The organism is Shewanella sp. GD04112 (genome assembly GCF_029835735.1).
Lineage (GTDB): Bacteria > Pseudomonadota > Gammaproteobacteria > Enterobacterales > Shewanellaceae > Shewanella.
The window spans coordinates 2,908,328-2,927,806 of the sequence record NZ_JAOEAL010000001.1 but is presented as its reverse complement, the minus strand read 5'-3'; the positions used below and the strand labels follow the sequence as shown (position 1 = coordinate 2,927,806).

General features: G+C 46.3%; 23 protein-coding genes. 10 read left to right on the top strand and 13 right to left on the bottom strand.

Annotated features, from left to right (window positions below):
- Positions 1-147: 147 nt before the first annotated feature.
- Complete coding sequence (gene hppD / locus N7386_RS12990) at positions 148-1,188, bottom strand: 4-hydroxyphenylpyruvate dioxygenase (protein ID WP_011623053.1); 1,041 nt, start codon at positions 1,186-1,188, stop codon at positions 148-150.
- Positions 1,189-1,301: 113 nt separating this feature from the next.
- Positions 1,302-2,462: a homogentisate 1,2-dioxygenase gene (locus tag N7386_RS12985; protein ID WP_089067590.1), complete on the bottom strand. Its 1,161-nt coding sequence runs from the start codon at positions 2,460-2,462 to the stop codon at positions 1,302-1,304.
- 214 nt (positions 2,463-2,676) lie between these two features.
- Here N7386_RS12985 and N7386_RS12980 point away from each other — a divergent pair, with 214 nt between their 5' ends.
- Together N7386_RS12980 and N7386_RS12975 are read left to right on the top strand one after the other, a co-directional pair.
- The gene (locus N7386_RS12980) at positions 2,677-3,591 is read left to right on the top strand and encodes a LysR family transcriptional regulator (RefSeq protein ID WP_088211568.1); all 915 of its coding nucleotides are present in this window, start codon (positions 2,677-2,679) and stop codon (positions 3,589-3,591) included.
- A gap of 160 nt (positions 3,592-3,751) precedes the next feature.
- The gene (locus N7386_RS12975; RefSeq protein ID WP_279768909.1) at positions 3,752-4,546 is read left to right on the top strand and encodes a TIGR00266 family protein; all 795 of its coding nucleotides are present in this window, start codon (positions 3,752-3,754) and stop codon (positions 4,544-4,546) included.
- A gap of 66 nt (positions 4,547-4,612) precedes the next feature.
- Here N7386_RS12975 and N7386_RS12970 read toward each other — a convergent pair whose 3' ends face one another.
- Together N7386_RS12970 and N7386_RS12965 are read right to left on the bottom strand one after the other, a co-directional pair.
- Positions 4,613-4,951, bottom strand: coding sequence for a hypothetical protein (locus N7386_RS12970; protein ID WP_279768906.1), 339 nt, complete (start codon positions 4,949-4,951; stop codon positions 4,613-4,615).
- 75 nt (positions 4,952-5,026) lie between these two features.
- Positions 5,027-5,488, bottom strand: coding sequence for an EVE domain-containing protein (locus tag N7386_RS12965; RefSeq protein ID WP_088211570.1), 462 nt, complete (start codon positions 5,486-5,488; stop codon positions 5,027-5,029).
- Positions 5,489-5,775: 287 nt separating this feature from the next.
- On the opposite strand from N7386_RS12965, the gene N7386_RS12960 reads away from it, so the two are divergent.
- Positions 5,776-6,156, top strand: a complete 381-nt coding sequence (locus tag N7386_RS12960; RefSeq protein ID WP_088211571.1) for a DUF6508 domain-containing protein — start codon at positions 5,776-5,778, stop codon at positions 6,154-6,156.
- A gap of 128 nt (positions 6,157-6,284) precedes the next feature.
- Positions 6,285-8,009, top strand: coding sequence for an AMP-binding protein (locus N7386_RS12955; protein ID WP_279768900.1), 1,725 nt, complete (start codon positions 6,285-6,287; stop codon positions 8,007-8,009).
- A 63-nt stretch (positions 8,010-8,072) separates the two neighbouring features.
- Here the strand turns inward: N7386_RS12955 and N7386_RS12950 are convergent, their stop codons facing one another.
- Entirely contained in the window at positions 8,073-8,339 is a 267-nt protein-coding gene (locus N7386_RS12950; protein WP_279768898.1) for a PGPGW domain-containing protein, read from the bottom strand.
- 266 nt (positions 8,340-8,605) lie between these two features.
- Here N7386_RS12950 and N7386_RS12945 point away from each other — a divergent pair, with 266 nt between their 5' ends.
- The 3 genes from N7386_RS12945 (at position 8,606) to N7386_RS12935 (ending at position 11,359) form a co-directional block, all read left to right on the top strand.
- On the top strand, positions 8,606-9,358 hold the full coding sequence (locus N7386_RS12945; protein WP_279768896.1) for an ABC transporter substrate-binding protein: 753 nt from the start codon (positions 8,606-8,608) through the stop codon (positions 9,356-9,358).
- A gap of 106 nt (positions 9,359-9,464) precedes the next feature.
- Positions 9,465-10,490, top strand: coding sequence for a M14 family metallopeptidase (locus N7386_RS12940; RefSeq protein WP_279768894.1), 1,026 nt, complete (start codon positions 9,465-9,467; stop codon positions 10,488-10,490).
- Positions 10,490-11,359 carry an alpha/beta hydrolase gene (locus N7386_RS12935; RefSeq protein ID WP_279768892.1) on the top strand — a complete coding sequence of 290 codons (870 nt, stop codon included), beginning with the start codon at positions 10,490-10,492 and terminating at the stop codon, positions 11,357-11,359. Before N7386_RS12940 ends, N7386_RS12935 begins: the two co-directional genes overlap by 1 nt.
- 62 nt (positions 11,360-11,421) lie before the next feature.
- Here the strand turns inward: N7386_RS12935 and N7386_RS12930 are convergent, their stop codons facing one another.
- Positions 11,422-11,829, bottom strand: coding sequence for a YccF domain-containing protein (locus N7386_RS12930; RefSeq protein ID WP_011626453.1), 408 nt, complete (start codon positions 11,827-11,829; stop codon positions 11,422-11,424).
- A 284-nt stretch (positions 11,830-12,113) separates the two neighbouring features.
- Between N7386_RS12930 and N7386_RS12925 the strand changes: the two genes are divergently transcribed.
- Positions 12,114-13,061, top strand: a complete 948-nt coding sequence (locus tag N7386_RS12925) for a 1-aminocyclopropane-1-carboxylate deaminase/D-cysteine desulfhydrase (RefSeq protein ID WP_279771020.1) — start codon at positions 12,114-12,116, stop codon at positions 13,059-13,061.
- Between the two features lie 3 nt (positions 13,062-13,064).
- Here the strand turns inward: N7386_RS12925 and N7386_RS12920 are convergent, their stop codons facing one another.
- The 5 genes from N7386_RS12920 to N7386_RS12900 all read right to left on the bottom strand — a co-directional run bounded on the left by N7386_RS12920 (position 13,065) and on the right by N7386_RS12900 (position 16,342).
- Positions 13,065-13,325 carry a hypothetical protein gene (locus N7386_RS12920; protein WP_011717391.1) on the bottom strand — a complete coding sequence of 87 codons (261 nt, stop codon included), beginning with the start codon at positions 13,323-13,325 and terminating at the stop codon, positions 13,065-13,067.
- Positions 13,326-13,602: 277 nt separating this feature from the next.
- Positions 13,603-13,776 (bottom strand): hypothetical protein, encoded by a 174-nt coding sequence (locus tag N7386_RS12915; protein WP_023265706.1) that lies wholly within the window; start codon positions 13,774-13,776, stop codon positions 13,603-13,605.
- 535 nt (positions 13,777-14,311) lie between these two features.
- A complete protein-coding gene (locus tag N7386_RS12910; RefSeq protein ID WP_279768884.1) occupies positions 14,312-15,007 on the bottom strand; it encodes a ChrR family anti-sigma-E factor in 696 nt (231 codons plus the stop codon).
- The gene (locus N7386_RS12905) at positions 15,000-15,668 is read right to left on the bottom strand and encodes a sigma-70 family RNA polymerase sigma factor (RefSeq protein ID WP_279768882.1); all 669 of its coding nucleotides are present in this window, start codon (positions 15,666-15,668) and stop codon (positions 15,000-15,002) included. Before N7386_RS12905 ends, N7386_RS12910 begins: the two co-directional genes overlap by 8 nt.
- Before the next feature lie 116 nt (positions 15,669-15,784).
- Positions 15,785-16,342: an LON peptidase substrate-binding domain-containing protein gene (locus N7386_RS12900; protein ID WP_279768880.1), complete on the bottom strand. Its 558-nt coding sequence runs from the start codon at positions 16,340-16,342 to the stop codon at positions 15,785-15,787.
- A gap of 96 nt (positions 16,343-16,438) precedes the next feature.
- Here N7386_RS12900 and N7386_RS12895 point away from each other — a divergent pair, with 96 nt between their 5' ends.
- Both N7386_RS12895 and N7386_RS12890 read left to right on the top strand, forming a co-directional pair.
- Positions 16,439-17,053: a class I SAM-dependent methyltransferase gene (locus tag N7386_RS12895; protein WP_279768878.1), complete on the top strand. Its 615-nt coding sequence runs from the start codon at positions 16,439-16,441 to the stop codon at positions 17,051-17,053.
- A 201-nt stretch (positions 17,054-17,254) separates the two neighbouring features.
- Positions 17,255-18,199: a chemotaxis protein CheV gene (locus N7386_RS12890; RefSeq protein ID WP_011717385.1), complete on the top strand. Its 945-nt coding sequence runs from the start codon at positions 17,255-17,257 to the stop codon at positions 18,197-18,199.
- Positions 18,200-18,399: 200 nt separating this feature from the next.
- On the opposite strand, the gene N7386_RS12885 is transcribed toward N7386_RS12890, so the two are convergent.
- Both N7386_RS12885 and N7386_RS12880 read right to left on the bottom strand, forming a co-directional pair.
- Positions 18,400-19,041, bottom strand: a complete 642-nt coding sequence (locus tag N7386_RS12885) for a hypothetical protein (RefSeq protein WP_279768874.1) — start codon at positions 19,039-19,041, stop codon at positions 18,400-18,402.
- A 57-nt stretch (positions 19,042-19,098) separates the two neighbouring features.
- Positions 19,099-19,458: a DUF2750 domain-containing protein gene (locus tag N7386_RS12880; protein ID WP_011072081.1), complete on the bottom strand. Its 360-nt coding sequence runs from the start codon at positions 19,456-19,458 to the stop codon at positions 19,099-19,101.
- Positions 19,459-19,479 lie beyond the last annotated feature (21 nt).

The following is a 19,479-nucleotide window of genomic DNA, read 5'->3' as shown; positions in this document are numbered from 1 at the left end:
TGCTCAAGCGGTTTATAGCCAAGGGGGCAAGGGGCGATACTCAAAAGGCCATACGCCAAGAGTGACAAACAAGGGGTGACAATAGGACATAAAAAAAACGGTACGCAGAGCGTACCGTTTTTGTTTCTTATGTATTAAAGGCTGCGATTACAGCACGCCGCGGCGCATTTGATCGCGTTCAATCGATTGGAACAGGGCGGTAAAGTTACCTTCACCAAAACCTAAGTTGTTCTTACGTTGAATGATTTCGATAAAGATCGGGCCGAACAGGTTCTTAGTGAAGATCTGTAATAAATAGCCTGATTCGTCGCCATCCACCAAAATTTGGTGATGCTTGATACGCTCACGGTTTTCAGTCACTTGCGGGACTTTATCGAAAATGGTGTCGTAATATTCGGGAATAATATCCAAGCATTGGATCGAGCTGCCTTCCATCGCATCCAAGGATTTAACGATATCACGGCTTCTAAAGGCTAAGTGTTGTACGCCAGGACCATTGTATTCCTTCAGGTATTCATCGATTTGGTTCTTATCGTTGCCTTTACCTTCGTTAATTGGGATACAGAAACTGCCATCGGGTGAGCGCAGGGCGTAAGACACCAGTGCGGTTTGTACGCCGCTGATGTCGAAGTAGCGCACTTCGGTAAAACCAAAGATGTTTTTGTAGAAGTTAGCCCAATGTTCCATGGTGCCTTTGTAGACGTTATTGGTTAAGTGGTCTACTTCGACAAAGCCTTTCTCTTGGGTGATCACTGGCTCGCTTAAGTCTTCAAAGTCAGTTGCATAGATATTGTTATCGGCACCGAAGGTATCGATAAAATAAATTAAGCTGTCGCCAATACCATAAATTGCAGGATAGGGCAGATCCTTGGCCGAATCGGCCACGGCTTTAGCACCGCGCTCCACCGCCACTCGGTGAGCAAAGCTGGCATCTTCTACACGCCAACCCATAGAGCTAATGGCAGGGCCGTGGGATTTGGCAAATTCTGCCGAAAACCCTTCGCGCTCATTGTTAAGCAGGAAGTTAATATCATTTTGTTTGTAGTACAAAATGTCTTTATTCTTGGCTTTTTTCAGCAGTGAAAAACCAAAGTCGATAAACACTTTGTGCATAAAATCGCTGTCGGGGCTGGCAAATTCGGTAAATTCGATACCGAGTAAGCCCAGTGGATTGAGTTCGCTTGCCATGATCTGTTCCTCTTGATTAATTCAACACGCAGTCACTCTTTTTGCCTTGTTCGCAGTGGTGACTTATGGCTAGTCGGCTTAGTTAAGCCATTCACTCTTGCTGCAGTGCAGCGTTAGTTTTCTAGCCAAGAGCGGTTGTAGTCTTTACTCATGCAATTTTGCACATGTTCGGTTAATTTCAGTGGGGCGAAGGTGTCCACCATCACTGCATATTCATAGGTTTCTTTTTTGCCAATCGAGGCTTCGGTGCGGCCGGGTTGTGGGCCGTGTGCCACCCCTTTTTGATGTAGTGTGATGTAACCGGCTTCAATTCCTGTACGACTCATAAAGTCGCCGTCGACGTAGTACAGCACTTCATCACTATCAATATTGTTGTGATAGTAAGGTGCTGGAATGGCACGCTCGTGGAAGTCATAAGGACGCGGCACAAAGTTACACACCACAAAGTTGTGGGCGGTAAACACTAAGTGATCTGAAGGCGGTAAGTGAATTTTGCCGACTTTAGGTGCGTATTCGGTGATGTTAAATGCCCAAGGGTAAACACAGCCGTCCCAACCCACAAGGTCAAAGGGATGCCACTCTAAGGTGGTCAGTTGGTACTTATCACCAAATTTACATACCAGCGGGAAAGCGCCACGTTCAACCACGGCATCTTGCAATACGGGCGTGCGCAGATCGCGTTCACAATAGGGCGCAGACTCGAGTAACTGACCGTATTCATTACGGAAATGCTTTGGCACTTCCACCATTGAAAAGGCTTCAATCACAAATAAGCGCACATTACTGTAATCGTTGAATTTGAGCTGATGTGTGGTGCCGCGTGGGATCACTAAGTAGTCCCATTTTTTAATCTCTAGGGTGCCATATTCACTGTAGAGCGTACCTTCACCTTCGTGCACAAACACCACTTCATCGGCGTAGGCATTGCGGTAAAACTCCGGCGTGTCTTGAGTCACTTTTGCGGTATAAATGGCCACATCATTGTTATAAAAGATTTTGTTGCGGGCGCTAAAGAAGTTGCCTTCGCGATCGGCCGTGCGAGAGTCCAATTTGTAGTTTTGAACTAATGAATCTTCCCATTGGGCACCGTGACCGAGACGGTAGGGTGCTACTTCCAATGCCTTAGTCGGCATATTGTGATGATATTTATTCGAGTAAATATTGGAAAAACCATGGGTTGAAAACAGCTCCTCACGGTATAGCTCGCCGTTTTCTTTCTCAAATGCGATATGGCGCTTATGGGGGACTTGGCCTTGTTTCACATAAAATGGCATGGTGATTCCTTCAAAGTTGCGCTGCAGGCTTGCCTACACCGCGAGTCGTTATGCTGCAAGTTGCATTAGTGTGATCTTCTTATCAATTTAGTTGCTTGAATGAACAAAAAAAAGAATAATAAATCTGTTGTCTTCATCTAAAAATTAGATGGTATTAACTGCTTTACGCTTCGTAGCGTTTCCGTGACATTTATATTCGCGCCAAGGAGTCCCCATGCGCATCGATATTGATGCTTTTAATGTGCTGCAAGTGCTGGTGGAAGAGGGCAGTTTTGCCAAGGCTGCCGAGCGCTTGCATAAGGCGCAATCGGCGGTCAGCTATCAGGTTAAAAAGTTGGAAGAGCACTTAGGTGTACAACTTTTTAGTCGGGATCAATACCGCGCCGAGCTGACGAGTGAAGGGCGGGTGATCTTGGCCGAGGGACAAAGACTGTTACAACACCTTGCCAATATTGAACATCTTGCCAGTCGTTTCAGTGAAGGTTGGGAGCCTAAGCTTGAGTTAGTGATCGATGGTGCCTTGCCGATGGAGCCGATTATGACGGCACTTAAACGGATGGCAGAGCATCAAATTCCGACAAAAATCCAGCTCAATATGGAGTTTCTCGGTGGTGTGCAGCATAGATTCGAGCGTGATAATGCGGATCTGATGTTGGTTAAAGACTACCGCACTGGCCCCTATTATCACCCACAGCCACTCCCTGCGATAACCAGTGTGCTGGTGACGAGCGCTTCACATCCGCTGGCTCAGCAAAAACACATCAGTCTGCCCGAGTTACAGCAACATGTTGAGCTGACCATCGAAGATTCTTCCCCCAATAAGACCTATCGAGATGAGCTGCAATTTGGCGGCGATAAAGTGTTTTATCTTTCAGGTTTTATTATGAAAAAGAACGCGTTATTAAAAGGTCTCGGTTTTGGTTGGCTGCCAGATTTTCTGGTGCAGGAGGAGTTATTGAGCGGTGAGCTTGTGGAGGTCGACTTTGTCGGTGGCAGTCGCTACACCTTTACTCCCCAGTTAGTGTCGACCCTTGAGCGCCCCTTGGGCCGTGCTGGCAAACTCTTTACCGAATTAATCCTAGAGGAATTTGCTAAAGCAGGGCAGTTTAACGGGGTGGGCTTAGGTTAATCCTCTGCGACTTGTCATGTTTTGAAACAACTTACTGACGCAACCTTGGGATAAAAACGATCGCCTTTTGACATTTTATGTCATAAAGTGAGTCCAATATCGTGGCACTGGTGATTTCGACTCGCCACATTAATTGGACTAACAGAGTAAGGGGAATGGTATGTCTAGACGTTGCCATGAAGTGGACTATGAAATTATCGGCCACAGCATGCAGTTGGTTGAGGTGGAACTCGACCCGCAAGAGACTGTGATCGCCGAAGCCGGCGCGATGAATTATCTAGAGCAAGACATTAGCTTCGAGGCCAAAATGGGTGATGGCTCCGAGCCTGAATCTGGCTTTTTTGGCAAGTTGATGGGGGCAGGTAAACGTGTGCTGACGGGGGAAAGCATCTTTATGACGCACTTTACGAACCTCGGACATCAGAAACGTAAAGTGGCGTTTGCCGCGCCCTATCCAGGGACGATTTTGGCTATCGATCTCGCCCAATATGGCGGAGAGTTGATTTGTCAGAAAGATAGTTTTCTCGCTGCAGCCCTTGGAACTCGCGTTAGCATGAAGTTTAATCGCCGTTTAGGTACAGGCTTTTTTGGCGGTGAAGGGTTTATTCTGCAGAGTTTACAAGGCGATGGCATGGCGTTTATCCATGCGGGAGGCACTTTAGTTAAGAAAGAACTAAAAGGTGAAACCTTGCGTGTCGACACAGGTTGTTTGGTCGGTTTTACCCCGGGGATTGATTACGATATCGAGCGCGCAGGCTCGTTAAAATCGATGGTTTTTGGCGGTGAAGGGCTATTTTTAGCGACCTTAAAGGGCCATGGTACTGTGTGGTTACAGAGTCTGCCGTTCTCGCGAATGGCAGATCGCATAATTGCTCACGCCCCTTCTGCTGGCGGTAGCGACCGCGGTGAAGGTTCTGTCCTCGGCGGACTTGGCCGCATGCTCGACGGACGCTAACCCTAAATGCAAAATGCGCACACTTAACGGGTTAAGTGTGCGCAGGAAGCTGTTTGTAAATTCAGATCAGTAGGTGACCACATTGATGATATCGAGGATCTTACGGCTTTTTTCATCGAGTTTGATGATAGAACCTTCAATCTGAATACTTATCTTACCGTCTTTATCTAGCGGAACTACCACGCGACCACGGTCGTAAATATCGTAATCTAGGATATCGCCACGGTGCAGTTTTTTCTGCCATCCAGGAGGGAGAGGTTGCCCCTTATCGGCTTTCTTTTGTAAACCTGGTGGTAACTCTTTGTCTCGCTTATCGTGTTCATGCTCATTCTTTGCAAAAGCTGCCATTGGGACAACCAAACTGAGTACGACTCCGCCAATCAGTGTTGCAGTTAATTTATTCATACTAGCTCCCTTAGGAATTACGTGGTTGTGGTCAATCTAGCTTAGCTTAGATGAACTTTAGCTGAATATGCGCCTTTAGCGGGCGAGCATAAGCACGGCTTGCCATTGTTCCTCGGTAACAGGTTGAATGCTCAGCCTGGAACCTTTAGAGACTAAGTACATATCGGCCAGTTGCGGCAAACTTTTGATCAAACTTAAAGGGATGATTTCCTTGAATTGTTTGACGAAACGAATATCCACCCTTAACCAGCGTGGCTGCTGTGGATCGGACTTAGGATCAAAATATTTTGATTCGGGATCAAAGGCCGAGCTGTCAGGATAGGCCTCAGTCACGACTTCGGCAATGCCGACGATGCCGGGGACTTTGCAACTTGAGTGGTAAAAGAAGACTTGATCGCCAATTTGCATCGCATCTCGCATAAAGTTACGTGCTTGGTAGTTACGGATCCCAAACCAAGCTTCAGTTTGATTGGGACAAGCCTTAAGATCGTCGATACTAAATTCGTCGGGTTCCGATTTCATCAGCCAGTAGTTCATCTTTTATCCTTCACAAAAACAGCCTGTCTCTTCGAGTTAATGCATTGAGTTTATCTTACTTTTTGTTTGCCTCACAGTTAACCGTACTCTGAGCAGATTATTGAGAGCGTTAAGTCAGCGTTCAGTTAACCCAGCTTACCCTGTTGTCACTATCGAGTCTGGTATGCCTTATGCACTGGTGCTATGACGCCGCGAATTGATGCAAAGTTGGCAGCTTTAGATCCTAATCCAAGCTTTTTTCAATACCCGACTTTTATATGAGTGATGTTGAGACAGTGAGGTGTGCTATGGAAACTTCAGCAATGACCACAGACAGTGGCCTATACACTAAATACCTTAAAGATTTTACCGCGGGTGATGTGAGCCTGCACCGCGATCGTATGTTGGAATTTGTCAGCGATTTAACTACTCAGGGCTGGTTATTGGCGAATTTCACTTGGGATTATTGGTATAACAACAGTTACTTAGTTGATAAACCTGCTTATATCCGTGATGCCAGTGTCGCGCAATGCCGCCTGTTATTAACTGCGATGACTCGCCTTGAAGTGTTCAGCCCTGGGGTGTTAGAGAATATGCGCCGCCAAGGAGTGTTACTGGCGATTATGGAGCGTTTGCAGCGTTTAGAGGTGGTAACTTCCGATAAACAGGTAGCGTTTATTACCCGTTAATCAAGACGTTCGAGTAACAGAACATCCTTACTCTTTAGTCTAATACCGTGCTTTTTTACTTGTGACATGTTCCGAGGATTGGTTAGTTTGAATCCCGCTAACCATAATAAAAAAGCACGGAGGCCTTAATGTCTGTTTCAACGACTCAAGCAACAAATCAAGCCACTCATCCTCTCAAATACAGTGAGTTCCGGGGGCCTAATTCCCCAGAGCTCGTTGAAAAAACCATAGGACAGTACCTTAACGATATCGCTAACGTTTATCCCGAACAGTTAGCCGTTGTCGTGAATCATCAAGATATCCGCTGGAATTACCGCCAATACCTTGCACAAATTGATGCCTTGGCCACAGGTTTACTCAAACTGGGCATAGGTCCTGGGGATCGCGTGGGCATTTGGTCGCCAAATAATATAGAGTGGTGTCTAACCCAATTCGCCACCGCCAAAATTGGCGCCATCATGGTGTGTATCAACCCTGCTTATCGGCCAGAAGAATTACAATATGCGCTGACTAACGTAGGCTGTAGGGCGGTGATCTGCGCCGATAAATTCAAGTCCAGTAATTACTTGCAGATGCTCTACGAGTTAGCGCCAGAGCTTAAGGTGTGCGCCGCAGGGCAATTGCAGGCCAAGGCGTTACCCGAATTACAATTTGTGATCCGCATGGGGGCAGAGCAGTCTCCCGGCATGTTGAACTTTGATGATTTATTGCTTGAGGTGACGCCAGGTGACAAGGCAGTGCTTGAGCAAATCGCCGAATCACTTAGCCCTTATGACGCCATTAATATTCAATTTACCTCTGGCACCACGGGCAGCCCAAAGGGCGCGACCTTATCGCACCACAACATCCTGAATAATGGCTACTTAGTGGCCGAGGCAATGAAATTTACCTGTGAAGATAAGCTTTGCATTCCTGTGCCTTTATACCATTGTTTTGGCATGGTGTTGGGTAACCTTGTGTGCCTCGCTAAGGGCGCCGCGGCGGTCTTTCCTGGGGATTCCTTCGATCCGCTGACCACCCTAGAGGTGGTAGAGCGTGAACGCTGCACCGCACTACACGGTGTTCCAACCATGTTTATTGCCGAGTTAGAGCACCCCGAATTTAAACGCTTTGACTTAAGCTCGCTGCGTACCGGTGTTATGGCGGGAGCGACTTGCCCAGAAGAAGTGATGCGCCGGGTACAAAACCTGATGTATATGCAGGAAGTGTTAATTGGGTATGGTCAAACCGAGTGCAGCCCGCTGAACCACATTACTGAAATCGACTCACCAGTTGAGAAACGTGTGCTTACCGTTGGCCGTGCTTTACCTCATACCGAAGTGAAAATCGTCGATGAGTTTGGTGAAGTGCTGCCTATCAATACGCCAGGTGAAGTCTGCAGCCGCGGCTATTGCATCATGCAGTGTTATTGGAATGATCCCGAAAAAACGGCTGCAACTATCGACAGTGAAGGCTGGCTGCATTCTGGCGATATCGGCCAAATGGATGAGCAAGGTTATGTGCAAATCGTTGGCCGTATTAAAGATATGATTATTCGCGGCGGCGAGAATATTTATCCCCGTGAGATTGAAGAGAAACTCTATACCCATAAAGATGTGCAAGATGCAGCAGTGTTTGGGGTGCACAGTGATAAATACGGCGAGGAAGTGTGCGCGTGGATCAAGGTTCGCAGTGGCGCCACGATTTCAGAGGAGGATATTCGTCATTTCCTCACCGAAAAATTCGCCTACTTTAAAGTGCCTCGCTACATCAAGTTTGTGGAGCAATACCCCATGACTGTCACGGGCAAAATCCAGAAATTTAAAATGCGTGAGCTGATGTACCAAGAGTTATATGAAGATATTAATGCATAGGGCACTAAGATACATCAACCCAAGTTCGATGGCTTGGGTTGATATTTAGGTGGAGATTCAAAATTATCGACGGTGTCGGCGAATTTGATTATCGAGCCAAGCCGCACTCTTCCTTAATTGTCGCTGACTTAGGCGCAGCCAACGTTTTGCCCAAGGATACTGGGTACTTAAGAGGGGTAACCCTATCAGGATAAACAGCAGTCCCGGTCCGGGTAAGAGTAAAAATATCCCTCCGACTAAGGTAAAGCATGCCCCTATCACGGTAATGACGGTTCGAGTCATCGCGGGATGCATAAAAGTCAACTTACTGTCTTTGAAAGAAATTACCATATCGCGTCCCCTCAGATTGACTTCATCAGCTTGGCCTCATCTTCTACTTTTCGCCGCGTGCATGACGACAGTGAGTATCGATGCTCGTTTCAGTCTACTCTTATCATTTCTGCTTAAGCTAGGTTCTCGTCGGGTAAATATGTAACAAATATTCACTGTACCTTGAAGCATCGCTGATTATACTGAAAAGAGTTTAACCGATGAGCATGTGATGAATTGTTTGTTTTTCAATCCATTAAAACAGATGATCCTTTGAGGGAGGTGTTATGTTCCGCTGGTGCCTACTGATGCTCTGCTGCCTTTTCGCCACGGCCAATAGCGCATTTGCCGATACGCTTAAGCTCACCTCATTACTCTGGCCGCCTTATTCCGGTCAGCAACTGGCACAACAAGGGGCCAGTGTCGCGGTCGCTCAAGCCGCCTTCGAACATATGGACCAGCAACTGGTCGTGGATTTTTACCCTTGGAGCCGGGCGATAAAATTGGCGGCCATGCCAAGCTCCGATTACATTGGCTATTTTCCAGAATATTATTTTGAAACGGACAAATTTGTTTTTTCAAAACCAATAGGGATCAGTCCATTAGGCATTGTTGAGCAAAAATCACATCCCATCAGCTGGCACTACTTAGCCGATCTGAACCGCTATACCTTAGGGGTGGTGAAGGACTATGTGAATACCGACTCCCTAGATCTGATGATTGCTTCCGGTACACAACCCGTCGAGACCGTGACCTCCGATGAACAAAACATCAAGAAGGTGGCAGCCGGTCGCATCGATGGTGCAGTGATAGATGTCAACGTGCTCTATTACCTGTTAAAGCAGCCTCATCTCCAGCCATTGGCGGATAAATTACAGCTGAATAAACAACTGCTTGCGAATAAACAGCTCTACGTCGCGTTTCGTAATACCGAGGAGGGGCGCCATTGGCGAGATGTTTTCGACCAAGGCTTAGCTCAGCTGGATATTGAGAGCATTATGGGGGAGTTGTTGTTTCAGGAGGAAGTTATACGCCACTAAAGTGAGCTTGGCTCTGGCTTAATCTGTTGTCATAAATGTGTCGTGGTTCGCCATTAATATCGTCCTAAGGCTATGAGTCGATGCTCATTTCACTTTCTAGGATGATATGAATAACATTCCATTCGAGTTAGATACACTATCGCAACTCATTGATACTCATCATCTTAAACTCAAATATCAGGTTCTTGCGGACATTCCATTTCGGCACCAACATTTTCCGCTCTACAGTGTCGAGTTAGGCGTCACCGAACGCCCTTGTCCGACCGTGTTATTCGTTGGTGGCGTGCATGGGGTGGAGCGGATTGGCTCTCAGGTGATTTTAGCTTTGCTTAACAGCCTGTTGCAGCGTCTTGCGTGGGACAAACACCTACAAGCGTTATTAACGGACATCCGCTTAGCCTTTGTCCCTGTGGTGAATCCCGTCGGGTTACTGCTGGGGAGTCGTGGTAATGGAAATCAGGTCGACTTGATGCGCAATGCCCCGATAGAGTCCCGGGAAAAAGTGTCTTTTATGGTTGGAGGGCAGCGGCTCTCCTCTAAGTTACCTTGGTTTCGTGGCCTTGGCGGCATGGAGCTTGAAACCGCGGGGCTGGTGGCCTATGTGCAACAACTGCTCAGGCAAAGCACCAGTCTTATTTCCCTGGATGCGCATTCTGGTTTTGGTTTGACGGATCATATCTGGTTTCCCTATGCCCACACGCGCGCGTCCTTTGAAAATGCCCACTTCATTTATCACTTAAAGCAATTATTTGAAGCCAGCTATCCCCATCATGGCCACTATCGGCTTGCGCCCCAGAGCCAGTTTTATCGCACCCATGGTGATATTTGGGATTACTTGTACCGCCAGCATCATGCCCAAGATCCTCAAGCAAACATTCCATTCTTACCCTTAACGTTAGAGATGGGCTCTTGGGCATGGATTAAGAAAAATCCAAGGCAAATATTTAATTTTGCGGGATTTTTTAATCCGCAAAAAACACACAGGCACCACAGGATTTTGCGTCGGCACACAGTACTGATGCAGTTCTTGATGGAGGCGGCGTATGCACGGGAGTTAGAAGGACTGACGCCCGAACATCTCACACAACTGTCGCAGAGTGCGCAGCAGTTTTGGTATCGGGAGCGCTTTTGATGACAACTTGGGTATTACTCAGGGGCTTAATGCGGGATCAACGCCATTGGAATGGTTTTGATCAGAGGTTAAGGCAAAGGGGTTGCAGAGTTTTCACCCCAGACTTGCCCGGCAATGGGCTCCTCATTCACCAGACCAGCCCTTTAATTATCGCTGAATATGCCAGCTCGGTATGGCAACAATTGGATGAGCAATTAGCGGGACAAGCCTTTTATCTGCTGGGATTATCGATGGGCGGCATGCTCGCCATGGAAATGGCTAAGCAGCGCCCGGAGCAGATAAAGCACCTATTTGTATTGAATAGCAGTGCGGCTAACTTATCGCCATGGTATCAACGATTTAATGGATTGAATGCCCTGAGTGCTTGGCTCAAACGTTGCCGTGGAAGTGGGCTTAATCCTATCGAGTCGACGATTGTTCGCTTAACCAGTTATCGCCATCGGCGCGATATTGCCTTGATTGAGCGTTGGAGCCGATATCGCCACGAGTCGACGCCATATTTTAACAATGCATGTCGTCAATTGTGGGCGGCGTTTCGCTATTGTTGTCCTGCCTCTTTGCCTGTGCCAGTCAGTATTTTATCGGGTGATCGTGATGCCTTAGTGAATATTCAAACCAGTAGGGCATTGGCACAACAGTTTAAGGTCGACTTGGTTGTCTTGGCCTATTGTGGTCATGATATCACCATAGATGCGCCAGCTAAACTGGCGCATTATCTATTCGAAATCATAAGCCTAGAGCAAGGGGATGGGAGTGCGTCGTTTGCAGATTGTGGCGATTTGCTCGATGAGGAAACCGCCTTTCATGAGGCAAGGTTAGTGCAGTCACTGCCAAACTATTTATCAGCACTCCCCACTGACGTAGAGTAGTGCTGTGTGTTTTGCCTTATGCCTTAGCGACTATGATTATTTGGCTTTCGCTACTGTGTTTATTATGCTTTCGCTACTATGGTTTGCCCAATCGGCGTCAGGCTTAATAGCGCCAGCTTGATATGTTGGATCCCGAAGGGGATACCAATAATTGTCACAAAGCAGGCGAGGGCATGGGCTAAATGACCTATGGCCAACCAAATCCCAAACAGCAAGAACCAAATAATATTGCCTACCATGCCAAAGGCGCCTGTGCCTAAATCTTCACGTCCGGTTAAGTGACGACGATTCATTTGTTCTTGCCCAAAGGGCCAGAAGGTCAATTCGCCAATTACGAAGCAGGCACGGCCGAAGGGAATACCGATAATACTGATAAAACACAAAATCCCCGCGAGCCACCAGGCGAGTCCCATTACAAATCCACCAAGGACAAACCAAGCAATATTGAAAATTAACCGTAAAAGCGACATTGAATACTCCTTAACTCATTTTAAATCTGTGTTGGAATGATGTTGACCAACACACAGGATCATTAATTGATACTTAAATGGTGTAAGCTAGAATTGTGCCAAAATATTTTTCTTTATTTATCATAAAGATATTAATTTTTATGACTATGTGATGTTGTAAAATATGCTAGATTTTCGCGAAAATGCTTAATAATTACGGACGATGTAGACAAGCTCGCGGTACACTAACGGCCTTGTTTCCTTCGAGTGTATTCATGTTAGCCAATAGCCTGTTGACTCAAAGCTTGCTCTCTAAGAGTCCAGTAGAGTCTTTTTCCTTTGCCGGGCGCGAGATATTTCTCAAGCGAGACGATTTATTGCATCCTGCGTTTAGTGGCAATAAAGCGCGTAAGTTTGCCTATTTTCTAGATCATGAGTTTACTGGTGTGACTAAGCTGATTGGTCATGGCTCTGCGCAGGCTAACTCGTTGTATTCTCTGTCGGCGCTCGCCAAGCTAAAGGGCTGGCAGTGCGATTTTTATGTGGTTCATATCGCTAGCCATGTCCGCACATTGCCGACGGGTAACTATGCCGCTGCTATTGCTAATGGTACGCGTGTCATTGATTTATCAAGCCTGATTGCAGTCAACCCTTCTCTTCATCGTGAGCCTAATTGGACTTGTCAGGATTATATTGAGCAGCAAGTCTTGCCTGCAGAGCCTAAGGCTTTGTTTATTCCCGAGGGCGGGCGCTGCCAGTATGCGCAATATGGTGTCAGTCAGTTAGCCGCCGAAATAGCTGCTTGGGCCGAGTCACAGCATATTTCCGATCTCAAGGTTTTTTTACCTGCAGGTACAGGTACGACGGCACTCTTTTTAAATCAGTATTTTGTGCGTCAGCAATTGAATATTCGAGTGCTTACCTGCGCCGTTGTCGGCGGCGATGAGTATTTAACGCAGCAGTTTTATGAGTTAAATCCCAACTCTGCCGAACATCCGCAGATTTTGAATGTGGGGAGGAAATACCATTTTGGAAAACTCTACCCTGAGTTTTATGCCATGTGGCAACGACTTTGTGCCAGCGGTGTGCAATTTGAATTACTCTACGATCCATTAGGCTTTATGGTGTTAGAGGATTATTTACGGCGCGAGCAACATGCCTCCATTCTCTATATTCATCAGGGGGGGCTATTAGGGAATCAAACCATGTTGCCAAGATACAGACGAAAATACGGTGAGGGCGATGCCGGATAGCATTTAGCCAACTAACTTATTGCGCTTTAATATTTTGTGTGTGCGAGTGGCGATCTTTTCCAGATGTTTAAGATCTTTCAATCCCGGCGTATCGGTTGAATATTGCCAATAGCTTATTTCAGCATCCAACATTTCCAGCATTTTTTTAGAGCAGCCTAAACACTCACCTTGGCACATTTGTGCTTCATCTAAGTTGAGCGGAATAACCTGTTTAATCTGGGTTATTAAGGTCAGCATAGCCGTTTTAGTATCGGGTTTTGACATAGAAAATACATTCACAAACTGAGTGAGTGATTATATTAGCAGGGGCAAATGCAGATTAATTTGATCTAGGTTGGCGGAATACACATTTGGTTCGGCACGTATCTGTGTGAGCTAGATACCGCCTGAACCAAACGAGTTCGTCATTCGACGTAAAGGGATAGCAAATCGTGATATTGGGCTATCTATTACGGTCATTAGGCTTCGGTATGGCGAGGAAAATGGGAACCGAATAAACCTAAACACCGTTTTGGGTACTCTCAGGAGTACACAAGGAGACTTATTTATTTGCCGACAATAGCCATTTCATAAAGTTTAAGGCTTCGGTACGCTTTGAAAAAGTCTGCTTGTTTTTACCTTGTCTATCGGTAAAAGCAATGGATGTTTTGTTAACTGAAATAGAGTCTACAGGGAAGTTCACTGTGATTTCATGTCCGTTAATTTTGTATGACATAGGCCACACTCCTTTTAATTCAATTCACCCTTGGGTGAGTAAGTTATAACAATAAAATATCCTTAGCATAATTGCGAAAGATGATACTAATGAGTCTTGAGGTTACCCATTCCATGATCATTAATCAAGAGATGCCTTATTGATAACTAATGCATATCAGCGATTATGTCAATGGAATATCTCAATTAGCCCAGTTGACCATAGTAAAGTGACAGTACTATGACATTGGTTTAATTAAATAGTTCACTGTTTTTGAGTCGATGCAGAAAATCACTAACTCATTATTTTTTGTGGGACTTACTTGTAGTAGGCTTTCTTCGTGAGGATCGTTTTTGTCATTGCTTACGCGAATGTACAAATCGATATAAAAAGGATAACGACAAGATACTTCTCAAAACGGCGGGCAGTATAACAGCAAAATTCCCGCTGGCAAGTTTATTTTTTACTCAGCGGGAAAAAGGCTTGTTGGTATTTTGTTGTGAGTTCGTGTTTATCGGTTATTCACTCTGCCAGCTTATTTTAAATGTCAGCGAGATTAATAAATCAGCTCACCAATGGGATTCAATAATTTACTGAGCCCTTTGGTAAAATATAACGGCGCATCTAAAACTGTGTAGCAGAGGCAGCCTGACTGGGTTTTAGGTGAATGATGTGTGTTGCCATCTAAGATGATGAAATCGCCGGGAACATACTGCCCGTTGAGGTCCGAAAATTCCCCCGCCAATAATAGGGTCAGCTCGTATCCCTTATGCGTGTGCTGCGGGATTTCACCTAAGGCGTCGATATGCAATAGGCTGGCGCGGGTATGGCTTTCATCCACATCGAAACGCATTCGGCTGACTTTACCAATCTGCTGCCATGGATGAGCAATATGTTGGCGAAATACTGTCGGGATCTCATAGCGAACATGCTTATGATTAAGGGAAACCGTCGCTTTGGCGGGATAGTCGCTTTCAGCTGGCGTTGCTTCGGGCAAGTCCATAATATGCGACAACATTTGCTGCCAAGCGTCGTCTTGTGCTGAATCGGTTTCGTTGATTAAAGCTTGTTCAGTGATGTTGCTCGGCGCTAAAAAGGCCTGTTCTGCAGCTTGCTCCGTAAGGCGGCTAACTTGCGATTGGCATTCGTGGCAAAGGGCACAATGGGCCGCAATGGCAATTGACATAGACAAAGGCAGCTCGCCTTGAGCATGGGCTAACAGCAAATCGGTATGGGGATGATGTTTAATCATGTTGCGTCTCCAAAAAGCTTTTCAGCTTTTCTAACCCCAATCTGAGTCGCGATTTTATCGTACCAATCGGGACTTTTAAGGCATCGGCTAATTCTTGTTGCGTGAGTTCTTGCATATAGATCCCTTGAACCACTTGGCGTTGGGGCAGGGGTAGGGCATCTAAGTGCGCGAGTAGCTTGGCGGTGAGTTTATGATCTGGGCCGCCTTCTTGACTGACGGCCACATCGTAAATAGGCCAAATATCATCTCCGAAGGCATCTTCACGGTTATGTTGGATGCGCCTGAGCATGTCGAAACACTGGTTGCGCATAATGGTAAATACCCAAGTCGCCACCGAGCCTTTGTCGGCATTGTACAAATGGGCTTTGGTCCACACTAAGGTCATGGTTTCTTGCACCAGATCCATGGCCAGCCCTTGCTGATTTAAGCGTTGCAGACCGAATGCGCGAATTTGGGGCATAAAATGGCTGAACAATTCTGCAAAGGCGGCTTTATCCCGTTGATTTGCGACTCTTATAATGGCGCGCGTCAAAGGATCCGCATCTGTGATTGGCTCATTGGCGGTTGAAATAGTGCTATCGTTTTCCATAGCCATATCGATAGGGGATGATAACTGCCTATCATAGCGATTTTGCGCTAAATGTGATTGAAAATTTTCCATTATTGAGCTCTTTACTTAAGGTTCAATCCAGTCTGAACATCACAAAAGATGTTACGTCAGGGCCGACATTCGATAAGCATACAGAGCAATACGTGGCGCGCGGGAAGTTGGATCACTCAAGCGGATTGAATGACAGTATGTAATAAATCCTGTGTCAGTTGATGATCTAACGCATTGATGCAAGAGTATTTCTCTGCTGCTTGCACCGGCAGAATTTCTAACCAGCGTTGGCACACCCAGGCGATATCTTCAAATTGTTCCACCTGATAATGTTGCAGGTGCTGGGGGAACTCCTTAAGAATGTTTTGCAGCATCTCACTCAAGTAACGCTCATTGTCTTCAATCGGCGTACTCGGCCAATTATCGATAAGCTTCACCTCGGCGCGTTTTAATCCGTCCGACTCTATGCTGATATCGCCGAATGTGAAACGTTGTTTTCCTTGAATGCTGATTCCGAGCATTCCATCGGGTAAGGTTTCAAAATCGATGATATGCACCAGCGTTCCGATGGGATAAAGGGTTTTGCCATCTTCCGATGTCATACACAGGCCAAACCCATCCGCCGATTTTAGTGATTCAGCGACTAAGCGTTTATACCTAGGTTCAAAAATGCGCAACTGAGTATATCCCTCTGGTAATAAACAGATTGGCAAAGGAAAAAGAGGTAATTTCATAGTGGCCTCAAGTGAACTTATGTCTATATCATTACGTACCATATACAGAATTTGATCAGTGTACCAAGCAATAACCGATTCATTTAAGGGGATGAGATGAAGTTAAATCCATTCGAGAAAAAGTTAGTCCAGCATCCACTGCGTTTTTGGTTGCAAAACCATGTTGAAGCGCCACTACTGACTTCTATGATGCCCAAACCCCTTCCTTATCTACGTCATGCCCTCGAAATTGGTTGTGGTTTTGGTAACGGAATTCAGTTGATCCGCGATCATTTTGGGGCTGAGCAAGTGACGGCCGTCGATCTTGATCCTGAGATGGTCGCCGCCGCTAAAGCGCGCTGGCATGATTCACCCCATGGGTTAAGCCAATTGGCATTCAGTGTTGCCGATGCTACTGCATTGCCTTTTGCAAATGCCCAGTTTGATGTGGTGTTCAATTTCGCCGTGTTTCACCATATTCCCGATTGGCAAGCGGCGGTTGCCGAGGTGGCAAGGGTGCTAAAACCCAACGGCTACTTTGTGGTGGAAGATTTATACCGCGCCGCCATTTGCAATCCCTTGAGTCGACGGTTGTTTGAGCATCCACAACAGAATCGATTTAACCATCAAGAATGGTTAACAGGACTGCGCCAAGGGGGATTTGAGATCCTCTGCGAGAGAAATCTTCTCAATCTTTCGGGCATGCTGTTGGCCCAAAAACGCATGGCATAAAGGGGATAAATTGCGGCGATAGCCGTAAGCGAATCATTTATTTATTGGGGCGCTTGCGAAGGATAAAGGATTGCCGAGTGATTGTAATTTTTAGATAAAATCGACTTATCGCATGGTTCTCATGGTGAGTTTACCGCTATAATTTAGCTTAATCCGTCACTGGTGAGGAAAGCTGTTCCTCCAAAGTAGAGAAGTCGCATTATGGCAAACGTGCTTGCAACCGTAGATCAACGAACCAAACTCGTCGGTGAAAATCGGCTCGAACTGCTTCTGTTTCGAATTAACTCTACCCAGTTATTTGCGATTAACGTCTTTAAAGTCAAAGAAGTCGTCAAGTTACCGCCATTAAATTCTATGCCCGGCAGTCATCCCCATATTTTTGGGGTGGCGAATATTCGTGGCATGTCGATTCCCGTGATTGACCTGCGTTCGGCTATCGGTTTTAAGCCTGTGCCTCCGGGAGATGATGCCAATATGATCATCACCGAATATAACCGCAGTGTGCAGGGTTTCTTAGTCGGTAAGGTCGAGCACATTATCAACATGACCTGGAGCGATATTATGCCGCCACCTAAAACGGCTGGGCGAAATAATTACCTCACGGCCATTACCCGCATCGAATACCAAGGCCAGTCGCAACTGGTGTCGATTATCGATGTCGAGAAAGTATTAGCGGAAATCGTCCATTACGATATTCGTCTCTCCGAAGGGGTGTTAGATGAGAGTCTGTTAGACAAGATGCCCGGTAAGAAGGTGTTGATTGTCGATGATTCTTCAACAGCAAGGCGTCAAGTGCGTGAGACCTTAGGCCAACTCGGGATTGAAATTATCGAAGCCTCAGATGGCTTGCAGGCATTGCATTTACTGCAAAAATGGCGCGATGAAGGCAAGAATGTCGCCCAAGAGCTTTTGATGATGATAACCGATGCCGAAATGCCGGAGATGGACGGCTACAAACTGACCTATGAAGTGCGTAACGATAAGGCCATGTCGGACTTATTTATCACCTTAAATACTTCACTCAGTGGCAGCTTTAATAATGCAATGGTCGAAAAGGTAGGCTGCGACAGGTTTATTTCTAAGTTCCAGCCCGACTTGTTGGTAGAAGTGGTGCAGGACAGATTAAAACAAGTTATTGGCAAATAACGCCACTGATTTAACCGATTATTCAATAACAGGTTTGAACCCCATAGGCCGCCCTAGCAACCTGCGATTGGCGGCCTCGTTATTTTCAGTACTCGATTTGAGTATTTCACTTGTGACTTGTGACTTGTGACTTGTGACATGTACTACTGGCCGTAACTCGGGCTATTTGCTGTGATATAGACGATTTACCGTGATACGGCTTATTGATTGAGTTCGGCTTTAACATCGGCAAGGACTTGGCGCTTCATCTCTTTGGCGGCGGCGATATGGATCCGCGCAAGCCTAAGGGCATAGTTAAATCTCTGCCTGCCGACTAATCGGATAAGCTCGGCAAAAAATACTGGATCCAAGCAGAATTGTTGGCTGTAGTAGTGAATCGCGGCGGGTAAAGAGGTGTAAGTTACCCCATCAAACTCAAAGCGGGTACTGTCTAACTGGCATTCGAGTTCGACTCCTTCAAGCTGGATCGGCCAGCCCGGAAAGTTAATCCTGTCACGGGCTATTTGATACATCATCCAAGCGCTTTTTTTAAAGCCTTCAAACACTTTGCAGGAAAATTCAGACTCGGCTAGCTCTTCCTCTGTCCAATTAATCCCAATGGCTAAGTGCTTGGCATAAATGCTCATAAGGGCATCTTTAACCGCCACACGGCAATCCCAGATAGAGGTTAAGGTATGTTTTTGGGCCAATTTTAAGCATTCGGCGCAGCAAGGGACGGCTAATGCTGGGTGGGGCGTGTGTGACTCAGCTTGATATTCCAATCGGTCTTTGCAGGGTTCGCCGCAAAACCAACAGAGGTGACGTTTATCGAAGGGAATGTCGATACAAGGGAAAGCGGACATCAAGAGCTAAATACCTCAGCCCTTGATGCCTTAAACTTGCTGTTTTGGTTGATGGAATTAAACCTCTTCAACATCAACTAAATCTTTCGCCAGAACGATAGGATCTAACTCTAAGCAGTCTTCATCACTCTGCCAATCAACACCAATCAACACGCCATCATCGTTAAGATCCGATACCCAGTACTCGAGGAATTCTTCGAGACTAATGGCCACCGCTTGGTAGTCTTTCCATTCTTCGGTGCAGTGAGATTTTGCCTGCGCTTCACTCGACCATAAAGGCATCACATCAGTATCTTCGAACTCGCCCGAGTCACAAACGACCCAGCCTTCGCCAGTTTCATCCATCAAACCCCAGAGTGTTTGATGTTCTTTTACGTTTTCGATAAAGCCAGCCAACGCCGCGTTGATTTCAGTCATGATAGGTCTCTTTGAAGTATG